The sequence below is a fragment of the Butyricimonas faecihominis genome (assembly GCF_033096445.1).
GTDB lineage: Bacteria > Bacteroidota > Bacteroidia > Bacteroidales > Marinifilaceae > Butyricimonas > Butyricimonas faecihominis.
The window spans coordinates 3182798-3204173 of sequence record NZ_AP028155.1; the positions used below are offsets into that span (position 1 = coordinate 3182798).

21 protein-coding genes and 2 pseudogenes are annotated in these 21376 nt (G+C 46.4%); 13 read left to right on the forward strand and 10 right to left on the reverse strand.

Going from position 1 to position 21376, the window contains the following annotated elements; translation table 11 throughout:
• Window positions 1-329: 329 nt before the first annotated feature.
• The 4 genes from R8806_RS13110 (at window position 330) to R8806_RS13125 (ending at window position 3781) form a co-directional block, all read left to right on the forward strand.
• Window positions 330-2168 carry a DEAD/DEAH box helicase family protein gene (locus R8806_RS13110; RefSeq protein ID WP_151411712.1) on the forward strand — a complete coding sequence of 613 codons (1839 nt, stop codon included), beginning with the start codon at window positions 330-332 and terminating at the stop codon, window positions 2166-2168.
• 291 nt (window positions 2169-2459) lie between these two features.
• Window positions 2460-2657, forward strand: a complete 198-nt coding sequence (locus tag R8806_RS13115) for a hypothetical protein (protein ID WP_124318133.1) — start codon at window positions 2460-2462, stop codon at window positions 2655-2657.
• A 425-nt stretch (window positions 2658-3082) separates the two neighbouring features.
• On the forward strand, window positions 3083-3586 hold the full coding sequence (locus R8806_RS13120) for a JAB domain-containing protein (protein ID WP_164720011.1): 504 nt from the start codon (window positions 3083-3085) through the stop codon (window positions 3584-3586).
• A 24-nt stretch (window positions 3587-3610) separates the two neighbouring features.
• The gene (locus tag R8806_RS13125; RefSeq protein ID WP_317715695.1) at window positions 3611-3781 is read left to right on the forward strand and encodes a hypothetical protein; all 171 of its coding nucleotides are present in this window, start codon (window positions 3611-3613) and stop codon (window positions 3779-3781) included.
• A gap of 767 nt (window positions 3782-4548) precedes the next feature.
• On the opposite strand, the gene R8806_RS13130 is transcribed toward R8806_RS13125, so the two are convergent.
• From R8806_RS13130 to R8806_RS13165, 8 genes and pseudogenes are all read right to left on the reverse strand, one after another.
• Complete coding sequence (locus tag R8806_RS13130; RefSeq protein ID WP_124318131.1) at window positions 4549-4932, reverse strand: hypothetical protein; 384 nt, start codon at window positions 4930-4932, stop codon at window positions 4549-4551.
• An 11-nt stretch (window positions 4933-4943) separates the two neighbouring features.
• On the reverse strand, window positions 4944-5324 hold the full coding sequence (locus R8806_RS13135) for a hypothetical protein (RefSeq protein WP_124318130.1): 381 nt from the start codon (window positions 5322-5324) through the stop codon (window positions 4944-4946).
• 849 nt (window positions 5325-6173) lie between these two features.
• Window positions 6174-6440, reverse strand: a complete 267-nt coding sequence (locus tag R8806_RS13140; protein ID WP_124318493.1) for a hypothetical protein — start codon at window positions 6438-6440, stop codon at window positions 6174-6176.
• 252 nt (window positions 6441-6692) lie between these two features.
• Complete coding sequence (locus tag R8806_RS13145) at window positions 6693-7628, reverse strand: saccharopine dehydrogenase family protein (RefSeq protein ID WP_124317526.1); 936 nt, start codon at window positions 7626-7628, stop codon at window positions 6693-6695.
• A gap of 30 nt (window positions 7629-7658) precedes the next feature.
• Window positions 7659-8180: a hypothetical protein gene (locus tag R8806_RS13150; RefSeq protein WP_229783037.1), complete on the reverse strand. Its 522-nt coding sequence runs from the start codon at window positions 8178-8180 to the stop codon at window positions 7659-7661.
• A 29-nt stretch (window positions 8181-8209) separates the two neighbouring features.
• Complete coding sequence (locus R8806_RS13155; protein WP_124317528.1) at window positions 8210-8497, reverse strand: helix-turn-helix domain-containing protein; 288 nt, start codon at window positions 8495-8497, stop codon at window positions 8210-8212.
• 168 nt (window positions 8498-8665) lie between these two features.
• On the reverse strand, window positions 8666-10051 hold the full coding sequence (locus tag R8806_RS13160) for a hypothetical protein (RefSeq protein WP_124317529.1): 1386 nt from the start codon (window positions 10049-10051) through the stop codon (window positions 8666-8668).
• Between the two features lie 13 nt (window positions 10052-10064).
• Window positions 10065-10244 (reverse strand): annotated as a pseudogene (locus tag R8806_RS13165) (tyrosine-type recombinase/integrase); the annotation flags it as partial.
• A 282-nt stretch (window positions 10245-10526) separates the two neighbouring features.
• On the opposite strand from R8806_RS13165, the gene R8806_RS13170 reads away from it, so the two are divergent.
• The 3 genes from R8806_RS13170 (at window position 10527) to R8806_RS13180 (ending at window position 13439) form a co-directional block, all read left to right on the forward strand.
• Window positions 10527-11756 (forward strand): site-specific integrase, encoded by a 1230-nt coding sequence (locus R8806_RS13170; protein WP_004292747.1) that lies wholly within the window; start codon window positions 10527-10529, stop codon window positions 11754-11756.
• 64 nt (window positions 11757-11820) lie between these two features.
• Window positions 11821-13032 carry a site-specific integrase gene (locus R8806_RS13175; protein WP_004322054.1) on the forward strand — a complete coding sequence of 404 codons (1212 nt, stop codon included), beginning with the start codon at window positions 11821-11823 and terminating at the stop codon, window positions 13030-13032.
• Window positions 13033-13049: 17 nt separating this feature from the next.
• Window positions 13050-13439, forward strand: a complete 390-nt coding sequence (locus R8806_RS13180; RefSeq protein WP_004292749.1) for a hypothetical protein — start codon at window positions 13050-13052, stop codon at window positions 13437-13439.
• A gap of 191 nt (window positions 13440-13630) precedes the next feature.
• Here the strand turns inward: R8806_RS13180 and R8806_RS13185 are convergent, their stop codons facing one another.
• On the reverse strand, window positions 13631-13933 hold the full coding sequence (locus R8806_RS13185) for a helix-turn-helix domain-containing protein (protein WP_004292750.1): 303 nt from the start codon (window positions 13931-13933) through the stop codon (window positions 13631-13633).
• 37 nt (window positions 13934-13970) lie between these two features.
• Window positions 13971-14285, reverse strand: a complete 315-nt coding sequence (locus tag R8806_RS13190) for a helix-turn-helix domain-containing protein (protein WP_004292751.1) — start codon at window positions 14283-14285, stop codon at window positions 13971-13973.
• 354 nt (window positions 14286-14639) lie between these two features.
• Between R8806_RS13190 and R8806_RS13195 the strand changes: the two genes are divergently transcribed.
• The 6 genes and pseudogenes from R8806_RS13195 to R8806_RS20090 form a co-directional block, all read left to right on the forward strand.
• Window positions 14640-15149 carry a helix-turn-helix domain-containing protein gene (locus tag R8806_RS13195; RefSeq protein ID WP_004292752.1) on the forward strand — a complete coding sequence of 170 codons (510 nt, stop codon included), beginning with the start codon at window positions 14640-14642 and terminating at the stop codon, window positions 15147-15149.
• Between the two features lie 8 nt (window positions 15150-15157).
• Window positions 15158-15451, forward strand: a complete 294-nt coding sequence (locus tag R8806_RS13200; protein ID WP_004292753.1) for a DUF3408 domain-containing protein — start codon at window positions 15158-15160, stop codon at window positions 15449-15451.
• A gap of 32 nt (window positions 15452-15483) precedes the next feature.
• On the forward strand, window positions 15484-17070 hold the full coding sequence (locus R8806_RS13205) for a DUF3945 domain-containing protein (RefSeq protein ID WP_004292754.1): 1587 nt from the start codon (window positions 15484-15486) through the stop codon (window positions 17068-17070).
• Between the two features lie 149 nt (window positions 17071-17219).
• Window positions 17220-19322 carry a type IA DNA topoisomerase gene (locus R8806_RS13210; RefSeq protein ID WP_004322053.1) on the forward strand — a complete coding sequence of 701 codons (2103 nt, stop codon included), beginning with the start codon at window positions 17220-17222 and terminating at the stop codon, window positions 19320-19322.
• A gap of 237 nt (window positions 19323-19559) precedes the next feature.
• Complete coding sequence (locus R8806_RS13215) at window positions 19560-20012, forward strand: DUF1896 family protein (RefSeq protein WP_004292755.1); 453 nt, start codon at window positions 19560-19562, stop codon at window positions 20010-20012.
• Window positions 19999-21297 (forward strand): annotated as a pseudogene (locus R8806_RS20090) (N-6 DNA methylase); the annotation flags it as partial. The gene R8806_RS13215 and the pseudogene R8806_RS20090, both read left to right, overlap by 14 nt.
• Window positions 21298-21376 lie beyond the last annotated feature (79 nt).

Here is a 21376-nt window from a genome sequence, read left to right on the forward strand (position 1 = left end):
CTCCCCATTTCTTAACAAATGTAAAATTTTCCCTGCACTTCACTTGGAAATGTTGTGAAGGTTATATATCTTTGTAACATAATTAAAGGATATTCTACATCCTTCCTAGATACCATTTTACAGGGCAAATTTCCATTTCTACCTGTAAATAACACCATCCAGATAGATTATATCAAAATAGATAAACCTTTACATACAGGTTTATAAAGTGTTAAAAATAACTCACTAGAAGTGATGTTTACCTTCAACACTTCAACCTGTTTTATATAGTAAAAATAATAATCGAAGTGTTGAAGGAAAATTAAGAATTAACTAAATATTAGAATTTTATGGAATGTAAAAAGTTTACATTCAAGGAAAAGTTATCAGAAACAAGGTTTCTTGATGACTTGGATTTTAATGAAGAGTTTAAAATCTACGTGGATTGTCCAACAAGTGGTGGGAAATCCTATTACATTCTCAATTATCTAAAAGAGAGGGAGATAAAAGCTGTTTTTGTTGTTGATACCATTAACTTGGCAAAACAACTATCAGCACAATACCAGATACCATATTATACAGCAGATCATAGAGAAGATTTTAATTCAAGTTTGATCATCACCATCCAGCACCATATCCCCAAATTTGAAAGCAGGGAGACCGTGATTATTGATGAGGCTCACACTCTAGTCACAGAATTTGGATGGAAAAGAGAGGTTATTGAAGAGGTTATGATCTCCTTGGAATATTACAAGAGGATCATATTTCTCTCTGGTACACCTGTCACAAGTGATGATAGTATATTTAAAGGAATGACAATGATCAAGGCTGTAAAAGAGAATCCAGACAAGAGAGATTTGAGAATTGTAAGGTATGAAGATTTAGGAGGTGGGATCATTGAACTATGTTCATTCGCTAGAAAAGAGAAGAAAATACCCGTGGTTTCATTACTTGATAAATCCTCTTTACTCCCCAAGGTTCTAAAAGCGTTAAAAGAGGTTGGATTCAAAAGGATAGCTATAATAAATTCTAAAACCAAGATCACTAGAAACAAGGGAAAAGAGGAGGAGGAAACAGGTTTGGTAGTGGAAAGTTTTGGGGAAGGGGATGATGGCTCATGTTACTTGTCACAATTGATTAACCAGTGCAGGATTGATGCAGATGTGATTCTTACAACTTACACCCAAGGATATTCTCTACTGGGGAAAGATTATCTATTGATTATCGCACCGGGGAAAAATCCACACTCTTTCGTGAATATAGTACAGATGATGAATAGATTTAGAGAAGATACAACCACTCTATCATACATACTAACAAATGCCATCATCCAGAAAGAAGGGGATAAAGGAATATATAACTTCCCTTCTATTTTTGATTATCTAAAAACAGGAATCACGCAAAAAACAAGGCAAAGAATTGAAGAACTTAACAAGGTTGCCAAGAACACTAGAACCTTGAAAAGGCAGTTGAAATTACTCGCCAATGAATGTGACCAGTATATCAGCATCACAAGAGAGATCAATCACCAGAGCATTGCTTTCAAGGTTTTCCAGTTGATCAACCATGTAATGCATGAACAATTATACAAGATGAGTAATATTCTAAAATATTACAATATCGGTTTATATGATGATGGGTATGAAACTAATTTCAAAACTGGAAAAGAAAAAAGGAACAAAAAAAATGAAGAAATAATGAAAGAAGAAATACTAAAAGAAATTGATTTGTTTTACAAATCAAGAGAAACAGAATCCACCATGTTCATGGGGAAAGAATTTCATCTCCCAAAGCTTGGGGTGAAAATTGAGAAAAATGACATCCAGAACAAGATTGAAGACACTTACGATGAATTATCCTGTCTTGGGATGCAGGACAAAGAGATAAGGGAATTACAGGAACAACACCTGCATGATACAAAGAGAATGAACCAGATCATAAAGAGCCAGAAGATAAAATTAAGTACTGACCCGACATTAATAACTTACAGGGTTCTCCTACTCAAGGAATTTCAAGTTGGGGAAAAATTAAAAGGGGAAGAGATAACAGAGAGGATGAATAAACTCCTTATCAAGAATGGTATGGAACAAATGCGTCATAATAATGCTGTACAATTATTCAAATTACTTTTCACCACTAAAACTCATGTTAATAAACACAGGTTTTACGAGATTCTGGAAACTTTCTAAATACACCAAGCAGGTTTCCACCTCTAAAAAGCATCCCAAAAGGTGAATTTCTTTACCCCCTATTTTGGAATAATATAGAGATTCTAATAGATAAATCTATTCAATATAAAATAGACCTCCTAGATAAGCATTTACTATATAAAAGAAGTGAAGATCACACCTATATTTAACAACCGGTAGCTCTTCACTCTTTCCCTCTCCCTACACTTCTACATGATTATTACTTTAAAAATAACAGTTTGAAGTGTTGGGAGAGAATTATCATTTACTACAAACTTAAAACAAAACAACATGAAGAAAAAAGAAAAAAAAGAGAAGGAGCAATCTCCAAGTTTCGTTCCATTTAAAATAACGGAACATTACAATCATTCAACTGATATTGAATACCTCAATCATGATCTACTTCGAGAAGGTTCAGCGAAGTTATGGCAGCATTTACAAGAACTGGCAAGGAGTGGGAAACTGGATACAATTCTAGTTGATATTTAATTCATCAAGCAATCACTGAAAAGTGGTTGCTTTTTTTATACCCATGCTACACTTCTGGTAAATAAACCTTATCCTTTTTCCCCCTCTGGCATCCATCTCTCCCATCCTTTTCCTTTTAGAATGATGATGATAAAGATTAAAAAGGAAACATTCATTCCCCCTCATACACTTTGATTGATATATATACTATAATATATACCATTGAAGTGTTGGGAGGGGATGATTGATTAGCTTGTTATTTTTATAAAGATGGTACAAGTTGAAAATTTATCAAGCTAGGCGAGTGATTAGACTATTCAACCTCACATCCCCCAGTATGACCTTAATTAAAAACAAAATGGAAGTGGGTAACTTGTAATGAAACTTCATTCATGTTATCCACTTCTCTATTTAAAACCAGTGTCTTATCAATTAAATTTATAATCATGAATGAAAAGAATCTATCATCACCAATTATCAGTGAAACTAGAACAGGAGAAGGTTGTAATGATTTAACACTATTATCAGAGGTGGAGATTAAATACAAGCCAGAGGTTAAACCAAAGGATAGACCAAGGGTCACCATGGCGATGGAGGCATATAAACTCATCAGACCCTTTTTTGAGGGTTGTTTATATCACCATGAAGAGGCATGGGTGATGCTATTAAATACAAGCTGCAAGGTGTTAGGTGTCGCAAGATTGAGTGTCGGGAATCAAGAGCATACTATTATAGACCCAAGAACCACCTTGCAATTGATGATAAAGACTAATGCAGTCAATCTAATTATATTCCATAATCACCCAAGCCAGAGTTTAGCTTTCAGTCCAGAGGATATAAAAATAACCAAGAACATGATGGAGGCTTGCAAGCTGTTAAACATGAATTGTCTGGATCATATCATCGTGGGGGAAGATGGTTATTCCAGCTATTCAGAGGAAGGTTACTAGAGGGAATAATTACATTCAAGATAGATGAGAGATAAGAAATTTGAAAGGAATTTAAAATGGTACATGGTGATGTTTCTGATCACTTTCATCGGTTACATCATTGCCTTGTTCACCATCTATCCCAGATCAGCAATAGTGGAATCTTGTGCTGTTTTTATCTTTTTTATAATCCTGTTACTATCCAAGAGAGGGTAAGGATTTTCACCTCTCTGGTTGTTTATATTGAATAGACAGCCATAGAGGTGAATTGTAGAATGGTTATATATTAAGAGTGATTGCAAGCTATTCACCTTGAAATTTAATACTTTTGTCATACAGCCACCCCTGTTGAGCGTTTGTAGAATGCTAATTATTATTTACATTTGTGGTGTCCTTTGGAGTGATCTAGGGGGCAGACATATTAATAAGAAGTGTTTGGTTTTATCCTTTACAAGAAAATCGCCAATTTTTAAGTTACAGGGATAAACGGTACAAACGCTCATGCTTGCCATATATAATTTCTCAATATATAATGGTTTAGTGTGGGGTGGCTGTTTATTTGTAACTGGGTGTTTGGCGATAACCTACACAAGTCAATGTAATGAATTGATAATTAAAATAAAAAGCCCGCTTGTTATGAAAGCGGGTAACAATCCAGTAACAAAACGGCCATTTTTATTGCCTTTGGCGGGCTTTTCTGATACAAATATATGAAAACATTTGAAGTCCCCAAAATAAACCTACCGATGAGGTGCCAGTAAACGGTTACCGATTCAGTAACCCAATTACCCAAGACTACACGACTTGACACGTGAAATGATGTCTATTAGACACTACGGTAAAAACCGGGTAACAAAAACGTGGGTATTTTGTTACTCGTTTAAATTTGACGTGTCAGGTTTTATCAGGTTCTCGCTTGATTTCTCAAATAAAAATCCCCGGCCATGATTGAACCGGGGACGCTTACAAACAGGATGGTGGTACTAGTATCTATTCAGGAAATCCTTAATCCGTTTCAGGTTACCGGGTTCACAATAAAGGTTTACCAGTTCTATTTTGTTGCTTGAAACGGATATACTTCCCGATTCTTCCAGCCTAAAAATGAAGTGATCATCACCAAAATACCATTTACACACCTTGTCACCGTTATCATTGAAAATTGACGGTTTGCAGACGGTTTTAATGTAATCGTTAATGATTATGCCATTCTCGGCCTGTATGAAAATTTGTCTCTCTTGTTGCACGAGTACAAACACCCTATGCCCGTTAAAATTGTCGGCATAGAATGTCGTGGTTTCATCTTCATAGATTTTTTCTAGATTGCACGGCCAATTTTTTAGCCCCGTGTGCGTGTCTTGTGATTCCATTTTGATGATGTTTAAATAATTCCCCTGTAATCCCATCCATTAACATCATTGTCATACTTGATGCCACACCTGCCCCACAAGGTCACGTGATCAGAATAACATTCATTTTGTAAATCTGTAATACATTGTATCAACTCTACAATGATACTTGCATAGCCTCGTTCCATGAAATCCTTTTCTTGCACACCCGATTCCAGACAGTACAATAAAGTATTCACAAGCACGTCAAAGCCTCCCACTTCTAGCACCTTTTTACCAAATACTGCCAGCTCGTCACGCTGATCTTGTGTTAACTTGTCGATCTTGTCAAAACGAGATGGACGGTCATAAACTCTTTTCACGTGTTCTTGCTCTTTCTTGTCCTCGTGGACGGTTAATTGTGTTGTTTCCATAACTTAAAGATTTTAGGAATAAAAATGCCCATTGTTTAGGTGTCCTCGGTTCTTTAAGTCACCGTGTGGGCGTTTCCACTACCACCACCATACAACGGGCAAAATACGTTCATTACAACCGCTTTAGGCGGTCGCTTAAAGATTTAGGGATAGCAAATCTAGTTATCATCTTCATGTAATCAAAATTTAATTCAAAAAAATATAAGGTTTTATAAGGTTCTGAGGTTTTATGAGGTTCTGGTGTATGTTTTTCTTCTCGCTTTCACGGGAAATCCCCGGCAACTTTCTCCATTGACTTTTTTGTTACAAGTTATAAGAAAAAGGACGTGCAAGTTCTTGCTTGACTTGTCCTTTACACGAGAGAAGAAAAAGACAGGAAAGTTTATCACGATCTTTTTGTTGTTGCCCGTGAAGAAAATCCCCGGTTCTTTAAAATCAATACTTGAATGATGAAAAAATTATTATTTCCAATATTGCCGTTATGATTGTTGAAAATATGCTTTTACCCTTGACCTACCCTTGCCCCTTTTATCCTTGTCCTAACCTTGTCCTATTTTTTGTTCACCCCTTGCCGTGATCTTGCCGTGATTCTCGCTCTACCCTTGCGGTAATCTTGTGGTAACCCTTACCGTGATCTTACCGTGATTTCTTGCATCTCTCACCGTGATCTCACCGTTGTACCACCGGGAAAGCGTGGATGAGAGGAAAGCCCGTTTTATCATGCAACCTCAAACAAGCCCATTTTAAAGTATCAATCATCACGACACGATAAAAATTATCATATCCACGCCTCAAAATGCCTCAAATGGAGGGGAACGGGCTTTAAATCGTGTTTTCATGTATCGTTGCTTAATCTTTTGTCACCTGTCTAATCATTCCATCGTCTCCAAACATATCAACGCCGGGATGATCTTTCTTGTACTCGTTGATGTAATCCAACCCCTCATCGGTTCCCAGAAACTCCTTAAAACTACTCCCAAAACCCAAGATCCTGACAACATCATCGGCATTGAAAAATATCTCCATGGTTTTTTTGTCTTGAATCACTTGTACCGGGGTGTCTTGAAAGTGATCCATGAAATAAATGTAGTTTTTATCCTCTCCCGTTTTTTGCATGGTGTATTGTTTTTTTGTTCTTGTTTCAAAATATCATTTTAACACTTGATGTATTTTTGGTCATTCATCCCGATTTATTAATTTGTTACCAAATTTTGGGTACATCTACCACTTATTATAAGACACCCTAACGATATTTTTCCATGTTCTGTTTCTCTCTTGATCTGCAATTATGTTAATAATATCATTCTTACTTTTAACGATACACTTGTACCCAATTTTTGATAACAACTTGCATACTACCCGTGGGAACTACACGTAAACCCCCACGTTTTTAATCTCATCGTCTAGTTCCCTGACTAGTTCATCGGAAACGGTCACGCCCGCTTTGGTTGCCACGTCTTGTATTTTCTTCTTTAATCGAGTGTAGCTTTTCCGGTCATCAAAAACTTTAGCCTCTTTCAATTCTTCCATGAAAGCCGCTATTTGTGTCTGGTCGCTCTGGTTGATAAGACGAGCAACCAACACGTCAAAAGCATCTGAAACGGTTTTAATCTCGCTCATAATATCTGTTTTTACTTGGTTCAACTTGGATATTGCAAAATAGTTTTCTTGGTATTTTTTCACCATCAGGCGGTAAAACCCGTTTTCTGATAGGGTTGAGGCAACAACCTCCGGCACGTTCATTTGTTGTGGTAGTCGCCCGTTAAACCTCATTTCATACTTTAACAAGTTGGCATCGTCAAAGCCATCAGGCAAAACCATCCCTTTAACCCCTGCATCGGCTTTCTTGTCATAGAAAGCTAGTACCTTGTGTTGACGTGGGCTTTTGGGCTTGTAGTAAAGCGTTCCCACGTCAAAATGATACCTTAGCAACTTTGGTGTGTCTCCCAATTTTGAAAGGTAACTCTCTACCGGGTGTCTCATCACAAAAACTTGCCCAAATTCCATGCTTGTAACCCTAGCATCGGAAACATCCAAATGCAGACAGTCTGATAGCTTTGTTATCGCTTGTCTCGTCCCGTGCCTGTCTAACGGGTAAATGTTGTTTGGATAAATAAACTTTGCCAAACTCCCTATTATAGAGATTCCACCCGTGTAAACAGACACTTTCAACCCCTCTAGGCTACCAAAAGTGCAAACCTCTCCCGTTTCATGATCCACGTGATCTTTTGCTTTATCAAGGAAATTACTAACATCGGGGGTGTCCCTTGTCCTCATCACCCATAACTTCACCTTGTCGTACATTGTTACCAAATTTTGGGTACAAGTTACATATTACCGGGTCTGGGTTTCCACCCGTTTTGCTTGCTCCCTTAAAGCCTTTATCGCCTCGTCAAAACCTCCTATCATGAGTTGTTTGCAATATGAAGCGATCAATACTTTTGCTCCCTCTAGTACAATCAACTCTATAATATCGGGTTTGATTTGATCTTTGGTCGTTGTCGCTGTTTTATCTTGATGAATAATGAAGAGAAAACCGTCATCCCGGTATTCAAAAAACGGATTAGACTTTTTATCTTTAGAGTAGTTTTTGTCTGCCAGAGGATAACCATAAGCGTAACCGCTTAGTTTCCCATTAATGAAATACTCTTTTAACCCAGTAAAATTGAGGCTGTTTTTAGCCTGTAATTTCATAGATGGGGCGTTGTCTTTCTTGCTGCCGCTATCCTTGCTCACCTGTAAATACATTGATACCTTGCCGTCCCTGCCTGTTATTTTTTCCATCGGTGGGTAATACCCCGCCTCGGTTGTTATTACGTATTTGGGTATTTTCCCGGATCCCGTGCAATCTTCCATTTTGGCGTAATAACGTATATTGGGAGTGATCATAGCGTGCCTCCCTTCTGTTTACCCGTTACAACGTAGTTAACCGCTTTTTGCCCCGTCTCTTGTTGCGTGGCAACCCGGTTCTGTTTCATCCACGCCTCTAACTCTATCCGGTCAAAGTAGATTTGCTTGCCGTTGGGCTTGTAAAATGGTATCTGGTGGGTACACGTTAGGCGGTACAGGTGTGATTTACTTAACCCTGTCAATAACGCTGCATCTTCCAATGTTAGCACGTTTTTAGCGGCCAACAATGAATAGACTAAAATTTGATCTATCTTTTCTTCCATTGTCTTTCATTTTGTGACATTGGAACTATGTACACTTGCCCCTCTGCCTGTTAAACATGGTGCAAACATAAACATGAAAATCAAATGTATAGCAATCAATAAAATAGCACTTAATAGCCACTTTGTTTGTGTCTATTAAATGCTACTAAATGCTTCTTTTAAAGTCCACTAGCTGGATAACAGGGCTTGCTTCATGCCATCTATCTCATCGTTGGTAAATCTATTATTCTCATTGATATATTTATTGTAGTTGCTTCTATTTCCAATGTTGCCAAACTCATCTTCTACAGCCTTGAAAGTGGGTTTTGTTATCCAGCCGATTTGTATCGCTACTTTCATTATCAAAGCTACCTCTTTGCCTTTTTTCCCGTTCATAACATCGTGTAAAGTCTGGAGCTTATCAACGTTTTGCAAGCAATCTCTAAATGTTTTACTTTGTCGCCCCCGTTGGGTTACTTTATCTTGTTTACTTAGTAAATCATTCTCATCAGTCGTTTTTATGTCACTTGTGGATTTTTTCAACATCCTTTTGGCTCCATTCTCTCCATCAACAATAAAGCTACAATCTGTTTGTTTTTCAAAAAGGCTATTTTGTACAATTTTCCCTACTTCAGTTGAATATAGATAGTCACAAAGCGGTTTAAGCCTCTTTTTATCATTCTCTCCCCATCTAAAATAGCAAAAACTTATTTCTTTTTTCATTAGCTGTTCCCCTATCCATTGAACAAGGCTACACGCTTCATTATAACCGTTATCACCCTTTTTCAAGTCCACATTTTCAAACCATTTTACAAGCCCCTGTAATAACAGTATTTGCAGAAGCAGTCCAAATCCCGGTATATCATCCAGCCCTTTTAAAGTCTTTGATATGTGGTTTCTTATTTTGTTGGGCTTATCTGTGTTATCCCTAATGAAACATATCAAACTCTTTATAACTTTCAAATAATATTCCCTTATTGTGTCATTTTCCAGCACACTATCCACAACTCCATAGTTTTGTAAATCCCTATAAAGAGGCTCTAAACTACACTTAATCCCATAGGCTTCTATATCAAACCATTCATCTAAACTTTCATCTTCTTCTGGAATGTCGGTTATGTTACCATATAGTCCTTTTCCCTCTTTAGCATCGGTTTCAAGTATTGGATTTATCACGTTATCCATTATTTCTTTTGGTGCCAAAATCCTTATCGGTACAAATTGCCACTCGTTAGGACTATGTGGCTCTTCTTGTATCTTTTCATGTTGTTGCATCGCAAAGATTTCTAAACCTTTAGCCTGTATCTTCTTTCCCTCAATCATTATTTGATTGTTTCTTTTGAAAGCCTTGCAAAAAGCCTCATCGTTGCTATGTCCTGTTATTTCAAGTGCCTTATTTATTATATCTTCATTCTCGGTATAAGGGTGTTGAGGCGTAAATGTTTCTTCCATTCCATCTAATACCTCAAAGACTTTAGCAAAACCCTCTCTTGGTAGTTGCTCTTGTTCATCACACAAAGCCTCAAATCTGGCTTGAAGTTCTTCAAGTGTCTGTTTTTCTACCTTTTTATCCATATCGCTACCCACTTTATTTGTTAAACACATCATTTACAAGGTTCACCGCCTCGTCTTTTTTCTTATCCACGATCTTAGCGTAAATCTGGGTGGTTTTCACCTGTGTATGCCCTAGTAACTTGCTTGTCGTGTACAAATCTGCCCCCAACGTGAGCATCATTGTGGCAAATGTATGACGGGCAGTGTGGGAACTCATTAGCATAGCAACATCAAATAGAACAGCGCGTTAGAAACATAATCTGTTAGAAATGAGCTACATTTCATTATCTGGCACACCTTTCTGAAACGGATTCAGACGGAATGCCGAATCGGTTCCGTTTCTTAACCGTTAACAGGTTGTTTCGGAAACCTGCCGTGTTAACCGGATGATTGAAAAAAGTTCTCCGACGGGTTGTTTTTCTATGATACTCAGTATTTTGCGTAGCGATGAACGCTTACATTCATAATAACTTTGCACTCAAAAAAATGTAGGCGTATGAAAATTGAGAAATTCAAGGTCTTGCTGTTTTTGAAGAAGACCGAACCCGACAAGTCGGGCAAAGCTCCCATCATGGGACGCATCACATTGAACCGGACGGTGGCGCAGTTCAGCACCAAGCTCTCGTGCACGCCCAAGCTGTGGAACGTGCGTGAAAACCGTCTGGAAGGAAAGAGCCGCGAGGCGGTGGAGACCAATGCGAAAATCGAGAAACTGCTGCTGGCCATCCATGCGGCATTCAATGAATTGCAGGAACGGAAACGCGATTTCGGCGCTGCGGACGTGAGGAACCTTTTCCAGGGAAGCATGGAAACCCAGATGACCCTGCTCCGGCTGTTCGACCGGCACATCGAGGAAACGAGGGAGCGCATCGGCATCGATGTGTGCGCGTCCTCCATGAGCACCTACCATTATGCGCGGAAAACGCTCGGCGAGTTTGTCAGGAAAAAATACAAGGTGAAGGACATCGCCTTCGGTGCGTTGAACGAACAGTTCATTCGGGAATACCAGTCCTATATCGAAGTAAAATGCGGGTATTCCAACCAGACCTCACGGCATCATCTGGCCCTGCTGAAACGGATCTGCCGGATAGCGTACAAGGAAGGGTTCTCCGAGCGGTACCATTTCCTGCATTTCAAGATACCCAAGCAGAAGGAGACCACCCCGAAGGCGTTGAGCCGCGAGGACTTCGAGAAGCTGCGTGACTTGGAAATCCCGGAAAAGCGCCGCTCCCTCGTCCTTACGAGGGACCTGTTCCTGTTTGCCTGTTATGCCGGAACCGCCTATGCGGACACCATATCCATTACCCGCGAGAACCTCTTCACCGACGATGAAGGCAGCCTGTGGTTGAAATACCGACGGAAAAAGAACGAACTGACGGCGCGCGTCAAACTGCTACCCGAGGCCATTGCCCTGATAGAGAAATACCGGGACGATTTGCGGGAGACCCTGTTCCCTAACCAGCTGTACAGTACGCTTCGGGCGAACATGAAAATCCTGCGCGTGCTGGCCGGACTGACGACCGAACTCGTCTATCATATGGGAAGGCACTCGTTTGCCTCGCTTGTCACGCTCGAAGAGGGCGTGCCCATCGAGACCATCAGCAAGATGCTGGGACATAACAATATAAAGACGACCCAGATCTATGCCCGAGTCACCCCGAAAAAGCTGTTCGAGGACATGGACCGCTTCATTGAGGCGACCAAAGACCTTGAACTGGTTTTATGAGAAAGGGTTGTAAAAACGAGATTGGAAAAAAATAAATGTAGAACATCAGCTAAAATGAACCATCATGCGTAGCACTTTCAAGATATTGCCCTATATCAATAGGAAAAGAATCAAGTCCGACGGCACGACCGCCGTCCTTTGCCGTGTGTCCATCGACGGCAAAAGCATCCTCATCACGACCGGCATCTTCTGCCGTCCGGAGGATTGGAACAGCCAGACGGGAACCATCCGCCAGCCCCGCGAGAACAACCGCCTCGCAGAATTCCGCCTGAATCTCGAACGGGCTTATGACCGCCTCCTGAAAGAACAGGGCGCAGTCAGCGCCGAACTGCTGAAAAACGCCGTGACAGGTGTGGCGACCATTCCCCAGACCCTTCTCAAAGGCGGCGAAGCGGAGCGGGAACGGCTCAGGCTGCGTGCCGAACAAATCCATTCGACTTCCACGTTCCGGCAGTCGAAGACCACGCAGCTCAACCTGCAACAGTTCCTCCAGTCCCGTGGCCTGGAGGACATCGCCTTTTCCGACATCACGGAGGAGTTCGGCCATTCGTTCAAACTGTTCCTGAAAAAGGAACTGGGTTATGCCTCCGGGCATGTGAACCACTGCCTGTGCTGGCTGAACCGCCTTATCTATATTGCGGTGGATGAGGGCGTGCTCCGGTGCAACCCCTTGGAGGACGTGCATTATGAGAAGAAGGACCCGCCCAAGATGCGCCACATCAGCCGCAGCGAGCTGAAACGCCTTATGGCCACGCCGATGCCGGATCCCAAGGTGGAGCTGGCCCGCCGCATGTTCATCTTCTCCTCGCTGACCGGTCTGGCGTACGCGGACGTGTATAACCTGTACCCCCGACACATCGGCAAAACTTCTGAGGGCAGGCTCTATATCCGCAAGCCGAGGGAAAAGACCGAGGTGGAGACCTTCGTCCCCCTGCACCCGGCCGCTCGGCAGATTCTGGAACTGTACAATACCACGGACGACACCCGTCCCGTGTTCCCCCTGCCCAAGCGGGACATCCTTTGGTACGACATTCACGGGCTGGGTGTCATGCTGGGCATCCAGAAGAACCTTTCCCATCACGCCGCAAGGCACACCTTCGGTACCCTTTTGGTCTCCGAGGGCATTTCCATAGAAAGCGCGGCGAAGATGATGGGCCATGCCGACATCAACAGCACCCAGATTTATGCGCAGATTACCGACTGCAAGATATCGAAGGACATGGACCGTCTGATGGAACGGCGCAACAGCCGGAACGAAATGCCAATGGATGAATAACAAAAAAGTCAGGAATCATGGAACGTTACATTATCACTTTGGACGAACACGGCACACTTCACGTGCCGGATGTTTCCGCAACAGCCATCTGGATGAATGAACCGGAACTGATGGAACTGTTCGGCGTGGTTGCCCTCACGCTCCGGGCGGCGATAAAGGCCGTGTACAAGAGCGGCATCCTGAATCCCGGCGAAGCGGAACGTCGTGTCCGCCAAGCGGACGGGTACGGGATGGACGTGCTGTACGGCCTCCCGTTGGTCATTGCCCTTGCCTTCCGCCTTCATACCTGCGGGGCAAAACGTCTGCGAGAACGGGTCATCGGAAAATTCACTTGCCACGGTGGACGGAATACCGCCCGCCTGTTCATCTTTCCGGTCAGTCCGCATTGGCAAATGGTGCGGAATTGACCGTATTATCAACTCACGCACAATAAAGCGGCGCATCATGAGAGGATTATCTCCCGTGATGCGCCGCTTTCGTACATTCCTACAGGTGGCCGGGTCATTTGCAAGTGTTTTTTGCAAATACCGGAAAGGGTGGTCCACTTTTCAATGCGTACACGACTTCTACCGCCACCTACATTTTTCCCATGTCCTTCTCAGGTTCCGATACGGAATGCCTCCCGATAACCCTCCATCAGCAGCCGTTCGATATCCGACTCCCGGTACAGGATTTTCCCTCCCAGCTGGATATAAGACATGCGCCCCGCATCCCGGTATTCCTGCAATGTCCGGCGGCAGGTCTTCAACAATTTGGCCACTTCCCGGTCTGTCAGGTAGCGTTCCCCGCCCAATACGGGGCGGTAGTTTTCGGCCAATAATTCAATGTGGTCCAATGCGTGCTCCAGCATTCTGAACAGCGCGGCCATCTGTCCGCTTTCCCTTGTCATCAATTCGTTCATTGTCAGTCTGATTTAAGTGATACTCATTTAACCTTCCTCAAATAGTTTTTCCTTTCAAGGCCGCCAGGGTGCGGCGTTCCTCCACCAGCGGCACGATGCGCCGCACGTCCTCCGCCCGGTAGAACATCTTGCGCACAATCTGTGAGTAAGCCAGCGTGCCGTTGTCGCGCAGCGTCTGCAAGGTGCGCGGGCTGATTTGCAGGATCTGGCACACCTCCGTGCTGTCCAGCCATTCACTGAGGCGTTTCTCCTCCGCCTTGCGGCAGAACCTGTCCACCATTCCGGCCAGCCGGTTGAAACGCGCCATCAATTCCTCAAAAGTCTTTTGCTCGATTACGATTACATTTTCCATAAGATTACCGTTTAATTGTGATTATGCCGCAAAGTAAACGGAATTACGGGCAGAGTCCACCGCTTGTCAGGCGCGTGGCAGCATTTGGCGTTGTCGTGGCAGCCGTTGGCGTTCTTCGGGTACATCTATCTCCCCATCATTCCTGTTCCAGTCCCTGCCCCACACCTTATATATAATATATGGTAAGGCAAGACACCTTATGTACCTTGAGGGATGGAAACAGCGGCATAAAAGCTTTTTCAGACCTGCCGGACGGGACTTTTCAAAAAAATCATTGCCGACTCGGTAACGACTATGGAAAACGCCTCTTGCACAATACCGATTTTTGCAGCGTAATCATCAACAAGGAACGATATGGACACAGAGAAAGTGAAACAGAACCCGGCCGTGGAAGCGGCGGGAAGCAGTGGCGGGCAAGCCGCAAGAATCTTCAAGAAGGAGAATATCCCGAAGACGGCGGAAACGGTCGGGCGGGACACCTTCGAGGAATGGATGGGACGCATCATGGAACGTTTCGACCGCCAGGACCGGATCATCTCGGTGCTGGTGAACAAGGATGCCGCCGGAGTGAAGTACCTGGACGGGGAACGGTTGTACGACAACCAGGACCTGTGCGAGATGCTGAGGACAAGCAAACGGTCGCTGCAACGCTTCCGAAGCAAGTACAGGCTCCGTTACCAACGGATTGGTCACAAGACCTATTACAAGGAATCGGACGTGCTGGAGTTCATCAGCCAAAATATGGAGGAAGTGCTGCAAGGCGGTACCAAGGTGCTCCGCATGAAAGAGCAACCCGGCATGGAAGCCCCAAAGAACAAATCCGGCAAAAGACCGGGCCACAAGAAGTATTCACCTAAAAAATAAAAGTAAAAATGATGGCAACGGAAAAAGAAAACATGGCCATGACGGCTGAAACCAGAGAACAGAAACCGAGTATGGCCACCTGCAAGGAAGCCTTGGCGGATTACAGGCGGATTTACCTGCCCGTGCCTGCCATTGAAGACCGCAAGCCGGTATTCCTCAGCAAGGAGACCCGTGACAGGCTGGACCGGATAGTCCGGTTGTTCGGTGAGCGGAAAATGAGCGTTTCAGGATTGACGGAAAACATCGTCCGCCGCCACTTGGAAATATATGAGAAGGAAATAGACGAATGGCGCAAGCTGTGATTTTGATAACCCATTAAAAAACATCGAAAAAAATGGAACAGAAAAAGAAAAAGCAAGAGGACGTGCTGGTCGTCCGCGACGAGAAAACGGGCGAGATCAGCGTGGTCGCCGGGCTGGACGGCAAGGGCTACCCCAATACGAAGCCCGCGAAGCCGGAACACTCGCAGGACTTCCTGCGCTTCGACCGCCACGGGGACATGGTGGACAATTTCTTCAAGAACTTCTACCGCCAGTGCAAGGAGCCGACGCGCTTCGGCTTCTATCGGGTGGCGGCGGATGCGGTGGACACGCTGCTTCCCGTCATCAAGGACTTCCTGAAAGACCCCGTGGCAAACGCGGAGATACTTGCCTCGCACAAGGTGGACACCGCCAAGTACCAGCAACAAGCAGAAACAGAGAATGTCAAACAAGAAAAAAATAACAACGAACCCATTAAAAAGACAGAAGAAATGGAAAAGAAAGAAGAACTGAAACAAGAGAAGGATGTTCAGCAGCCACAGGTAGCTGAAACACAGGAGAAGCCTAATCTGATAGCGGACGACCAAGTAAACTGGGAGGAACTGCGCAAGTGCGGCATTGACAAGGAGAAACTCTCGGAAAAGGACCTAAAAGCCCTGATGAACTACGGCAAGACGGGATTAGTGACGGTAAAGCCGACCTTCGGCTATGAGAGTTACGAATTGCAGGCCCGATTGTCTTTCCAGAAGATGGAGGACGGCTATCTGAAGCTGACACCCCATTTTATCCGCAATGAACCACGCCTTGACATCCCCCACAGGGGCTACACCTTCACCGAAGAGGACAAGAAGACGTTGAAACGCACGGGCAACCTCGGCAAGCCCGTCAACTTCGCCAACGAGAAGACAGGTGAAATCAAGCCCCACTACATCAGCATCGACCGCCTGACGAATGAAATCGTGGACATCCCTGCCGACAAGGTGCGCATCCCTAACAAAATCGGACAGACCAACCTGTCAAGGGAAGAGCAGGACATCCTACGTGCGGGATTGCCTTTGCCCAAGGAAGTGATGCTCTCCAACGGGCGCAAGTTCCAAGCCTTGTTGCAGGTGAACGCCGACAAGCGCGATGTGGAGTTCGTGCCGGGACAACCGAGGCAGCAGCAATCCCAGCGTCAGGGAAACGGCCAAGGTAAGGCGCAGGACAATTCCAATTCGCCCCAACAGTCACAAGGTGAAGAAGATGGGAATAACCAGCAACGCCGTAACCGCTCGTGGACAAACGAGGACGGGAGCATCCGCCCCATCAAGAAATGGAAAGACGATGTGTTTACCGACCAGCAGATAGCCGACTACGTGGCGGGCAAGACGGTGGTGCTCGCCAATGCGAAGGACGACCAAGGCCAGCCCTGCACGAAGTACCTGAAGTTCAACTTCGAGAAAGGCCGACCGCTGACCTACTCGCAGAACCCCGACCTCGCGCAGACCGTCGCACCGTCCAACGAGAGCCGGACACAGCTCGCCGTGAACAACGAAGGGAAGACCAACGAAGCGACCAAACACGTGAAAGAGCCGTTGCAGCAGGGTCAGACCACGCCGAAGAATGATGCGCAGCAGAAGCAGCAGGCCAAGAAATCCAAAGGCATGAAAGTATCTTCCTGATTGCCGCCACTAAATCCATCCGATAAGTATTGACGGGCTGAAACGGGGAACATGCACCGCCTTGTGCGCATATCCCACAAACAATGCCGTGCCCCGTTTCATCCCCATTAAAGACAAAAGTATCAACGAATAAAAAAACAGAGAAAGACATGATTACCATATTGGCAGAAAAACCGAGCGTCGCCCGTGAGATAGCACGGATTGTCGGCGCGATGAAAAGGGAAGAAGGGTATTTCACCGGGAACGGCTACCACGTGACATGGGCGCTGGGGCATCTGGTGCAGCTTGCCCTGCCAGACGGCTACGGCATCAAGGGCTTCCGGCGCGACAGCCTGCCTGTCATTCCTAAAAACTTCGAGCTTATACCCCGACAGGTAAAAACGGACAAGGGCTACAAGGCGGACGCGGCGGCGGTGAAGCAAATCAAGGTGATAACCAAGCTGTGGAACGAAAGCGATGGCATCATCGTGGCGACCGACTGCGCCCGTGAAGGCGAACTGATTTTCAGGTATTTGTATTCCTATATCGGCTGCACCCTGCCGTTCCAAAGGCTGTGGATAAGCTCGCTGACAGATGCCGCCATCCGCAAGGGATTAAAGAAACTGAAGGACGGCCGCGAATACGACAACCTCTATCAAGCCGCCAAAGCCCGCAGCGAAGCCGACTGGCTGGTAGGCATCAACGGCACACAGGCGTTGTCGGTGGCCGCCGGGCGCGGCACGTATTCCGTGGGACGGGTGCAGACACCCACGCTGACGATGGTCTGCCAACGTTTTTGGGAGAACAAGCGTTTCCAGCCCGAACCGGTATACCAGCTCCATTTCACCACGCCGTCGGTGAGCGTGGATGAGGTCGTGAAGTTCGCCTCGGTGGAGAAATGGAAGGACAAGGAGGAAGCCGCCATACTATATAATAAGGTAAAGGAACAGATGGCAGCAACCGTTACCAAAGTCGAAAAGAGGGAAAAGATAGAGAACCCTCCGCTCCTGTACGACCTGACCACGCTACAAAAGAAGGCGAACACGAGGCACGGCTTCACGGCGGAACAGACGCTCGCCCTCGTGCAGAAGCTCTACGAGGCGAAGCTCGTCACCTATCCGAGAACATCAAGCCGCTACATCCCGGAGGACGTGTTTGACGAAGTGCCCATGCTGTTCGACCGTCTGGCAACCCATTCTTCCTTTGCGGAGAAGATTGGAGCCTTGGACGGACTGAACCGCCGCAGCGTGGACGCCTCGAAAGTGACCGACCACCATGCCCTGTTGGTGACACCCAACCGTCCATTGGCGCTCTACAAGGACGAGCAGACCATCTACGACATGATTGTGGGGCGCATGGTGGAAGCGTTCTCCCCGGAGTGCGTCAAGGACACGACCACCGTCCGGGCGGAGTGTGAGGGCATAGCGTTCGAGACAAAAGGCTGCATCGTGCGCAAGGCGGGCTGGCGGTCGGTCTATGGCGAGGACAACATAGACACCGTTTTGCCCGACTGGAAAGAAGGTGATATATTGGCAATGAGCGGCTGTTCGATGAGTTCGGGCATGACACGCCCGAAGCCGTTGCATACCGAAAGCACCCTGCTGGCGGCGATGGAGACCGCCGGGCGCGAGGGCTTGGAGGACGAGGAAGCGCGGCAGGCGTTGAAGGACTGCGGCATCGGCACGCCCGCCACCCGTGCCGCCATCATCGAGACCCTGCTCAAAAGGGAATACATGGTGCGCGTGAAGAAGTCGCTCGTGCCGACGGAGAAAGGGCTTGCCCTGTATTCCATCGTCAGGGGCATGGACATCGCCGACGTGGAGATGACGGGACGCTGGGAGGCGGAACTGGCGGAGATAGAAAAAGGCAGGATGCCGCACGAGGCATTCATCCGCGACATTGAAAGCTATACCCGGAAAATCACCACGGAACTGCTTGCCTCGGACAAGCTGTTCGGGCACAAGGCATCGGACTGTGCCTGCCCCAAGTGCGGCAAGGGTACGATGCAGTTCTACGGCAAGGTGGTGCGCTGCGACAACCCGGACTGCGCCCTGCCCGTGTTCCGCCAGATGGCGGGCAGGACGCTCACCGACGCGGAAATGAACGAACTGCTGGCAAAAGGCAGCACGGGTGTCCTCAACGGCTTCAAGAGCAGGCAGGGCAAGCCGTTCAGCGCAATGGTCACATTCGATGCGGATTTCAATACAAAATTCGTGTTTCCCGAAGCCAAAGGCACAAAAAAATTCACTAACAGGAAAGGAGGAAGAAAATAATACGTACCTTTTAATAAAGTAAGCTGCATCTCGGAATAAAAAATAAGCGAGCTTATTTTGTTCTCCCCTCGATTTGCATTACTTTTGCCACTGATTCATGTCATAATCTGTTTCAATTCGTTGATACTCGTTATTCACATGGATTTAGTGGCGGCACTCGGAGGGATACCGGGTGCCTTTTTTCTTCTTTCCTATCCATTCCACAATCTGATTTTTCACCACTAAATCCATCAGAAAATGAAACAGAACAAGAAAACCGTCCCAGCGGAACTGTCCTACTACGGGCTGTACCTGCTGGACTACCTGAGAAAATACCATCCCGACAAAGTTTCCGACACGTACCTTATTGCAGAGAGGGAGGAAGCTGCCGCCACCACCTTTGAAAAAGAAAGGTCGGCAGGAAGTACGGTCGAGTATGCCCACGAGGAAGCCATGCGCGTCCTGCTGCACGGGCTGCACTTCTCGCCCTACGCCCTGCTGCGCGAGGTCGTGGAAAACGAGTTCGCCGACGAGGTGGCGGAATCCGGCCGCGAGGCGTTCTGCAACGAGCTTTATCCCTACTTGACAAACCTGTTCGCCGGTTACGACACGTCGGACGACACCTTCGCCCTGTCGCCCGGACACGACCTGCTCTACACGGAGCTGGTGGGAACCGTCATGCTTTATCTGGAGTCCTATGGCGTTCAATAGGAAACAGAAGATGCGCGACAACATCGAGGCGGTACGCACGGCGTTCACGCTGGACCGGGAGCGGCGCACACCCACCGAGAGGGAACGTGCGCTATTAGAGCGTTACTGCGGCTTCGGGGGCCTGAAGTGCATCCTGAACCCGGCAAGGGAACTGGCGGACGCCGCGCGTTGGGCGAAGTCCGACCTCGAACTGTTCGCGCCTACGGTGGAACTGCACCGAATCATTAGAGAGAACAGCAAGGATGAAACGGAGTACAAACGCTACGTGGACTCGCTTAAAGCCTCGGTGCTGACGGCGTTCTACACCCCGAAAGCAATAACCGACACCATCGCGGACGTGCTGCACGACAAGAAGGTGCGCCCCAACCTCGTGCTGGAGCCGTCAGCGGGCATGGGCGCGTTCATCGGCTCGGTGCTGTCGGACAACCCGCAGGCGGAGGTGATGGCCTTCGAGAAAGACCTGCTGACGGGCAAGATGCTGGGACACCTGTACCCGCAGCAGAAGATACGCACGGAGGGCTTCGAGAAGATAGAAAAGCCGTTCCTGAACCGTTTTGACCTTGCCATATCCAACATCCCTTTCGGGGACATCGCGGTGTTCGACCCGGAATATGCCAACGGCTCGGTGTTCAAGAAGATAGCGGCAAGGAAGGTGCATACCTATTTCTTCCTGAAAGGGCTGGACGCGGTGCGTGACGGCGGCATCGTGGCGTTCATCACCTCGCAGGGGGTATTGAATACGGAAAGCAACGGCGGCACACGCTACATGATGACAAGGAAAGCGGACTTGGTGTCCGCCATCCGCCTGCCGAACAACCTGTTCACGGAAGATGCCAACACGGAGGTGGGGTGTGACCTGATAATCCTGCAAAAGAATGAAGGCAAGGAGGAACTTTCCGAGGAAGACAAGAGGTTGGGCGATGTGGTAAAGAGCAACCACACGAACATTGTTTCCAACGGGTATTTCCTCGACCACCCGGAACGCATCATCCATACCGACGCGAAAAGGGACACCGACCCTTACGGTAAGCCCGCTATGGTTTATACGCACAGCGGTGGTGTGGAGGGCATCGCAACGGATTTGTACCAAATGCTGTCGGCGGACTTGTCGGCACGGCTGGACTTGGAACGCTATAATGGCATCAAGGAAAAAAGGCAGGAGACTCGGCAGACGATTGTCGTACAACCTATGCAGACGGAGGCGAAAAAAGAAGAAAAGTCGGTACAGTTGAAAGCGGAACCGGTGCAAGCCGTGGCTCAGGAGGTGGAAAGCAAACGCCCCGAAGCCCCGGTTATGGACTTGTACGACCTGTTCGGCTACACGCAGGAAGAGCGGCGGTTGGCGGAACGGGGGCTGAAACCGG

Bases quoted from the DNA above. Each gene is read 5' to 3' on its own strand.
- R8806_RS13110 (WP_151411712.1), top strand. From the start codon at position 330: ATGGAATGTAAAAAGTTTACATTCAAGGAAAAGTTATCAGAAACAAGG.
- R8806_RS13115 (WP_124318133.1), top strand. From the start codon at position 2,460: ATGAAGAAAAAAGAAAAAAAAGAGAAGGAGCAATCTCCAAGTTTCGTT.
- R8806_RS13120 (WP_164720011.1), top strand. From the start codon at position 3,083: ATGAATGAAAAGAATCTATCATCACCAATTATCAGTGAAACTAGAACA.
- R8806_RS13125 (WP_317715695.1), top strand. From the start codon at position 3,611: ATGAGAGATAAGAAATTTGAAAGGAATTTAAAATGGTACATGGTGATG.
- R8806_RS13130 (WP_124318131.1), bottom strand. From the start codon at position 4,932: ATGGAATCACAAGACACGCACACGGGGCTAAAAAATTGGCCGTGCAAT.
- R8806_RS13135 (WP_124318130.1), bottom strand. From the start codon at position 5,324: ATGGAAACAACACAATTAACCGTCCACGAGGACAAGAAAGAGCAAGAA.
- R8806_RS13140 (WP_124318493.1), bottom strand. From the start codon at position 6,440: ATGCAAAAAACGGGAGAGGATAAAAACTACATTTATTTCATGGATCAC.
- R8806_RS13145 (WP_124317526.1), bottom strand. From the start codon at position 7,628: ATGTACGACAAGGTGAAGTTATGGGTGATGAGGACAAGGGACACCCCC.
- R8806_RS13150 (WP_229783037.1), bottom strand. From the start codon at position 8,180: ATGGAAGATTGCACGGGATCCGGGAAAATACCCAAATACGTAATAACA.
- R8806_RS13155 (WP_124317528.1), bottom strand. From the start codon at position 8,497: ATGGAAGAAAAGATAGATCAAATTTTAGTCTATTCATTGTTGGCCGCT.
- R8806_RS13160 (WP_124317529.1), bottom strand. From the start codon at position 10,051: ATGGATAAAAAGGTAGAAAAACAGACACTTGAAGAACTTCAAGCCAGA.
- R8806_RS13170 (WP_004292747.1), top strand. From the start codon at position 10,527: ATGAAAATTGAGAAATTCAAGGTCTTGCTGTTTTTGAAGAAGACCGAA.
- R8806_RS13175 (WP_004322054.1), top strand. From the start codon at position 11,821: ATGCGTAGCACTTTCAAGATATTGCCCTATATCAATAGGAAAAGAATC.
- R8806_RS13180 (WP_004292749.1), top strand. From the start codon at position 13,050: ATGGAACGTTACATTATCACTTTGGACGAACACGGCACACTTCACGTG.
- R8806_RS13185 (WP_004292750.1), bottom strand. From the start codon at position 13,933: ATGAACGAATTGATGACAAGGGAAAGCGGACAGATGGCCGCGCTGTTC.
- R8806_RS13190 (WP_004292751.1), bottom strand. From the start codon at position 14,285: ATGGAAAATGTAATCGTAATCGAGCAAAAGACTTTTGAGGAATTGATG.
- R8806_RS13195 (WP_004292752.1), top strand. From the start codon at position 14,640: ATGGACACAGAGAAAGTGAAACAGAACCCGGCCGTGGAAGCGGCGGGA.
- R8806_RS13200 (WP_004292753.1), top strand. From the start codon at position 15,158: ATGATGGCAACGGAAAAAGAAAACATGGCCATGACGGCTGAAACCAGA.
- R8806_RS13205 (WP_004292754.1), top strand. From the start codon at position 15,484: ATGGAACAGAAAAAGAAAAAGCAAGAGGACGTGCTGGTCGTCCGCGAC.
- R8806_RS13210 (WP_004322053.1), top strand. From the start codon at position 17,220: ATGATTACCATATTGGCAGAAAAACCGAGCGTCGCCCGTGAGATAGCA.
- R8806_RS13215 (WP_004292755.1), top strand. From the start codon at position 19,560: ATGAAACAGAACAAGAAAACCGTCCCAGCGGAACTGTCCTACTACGGG.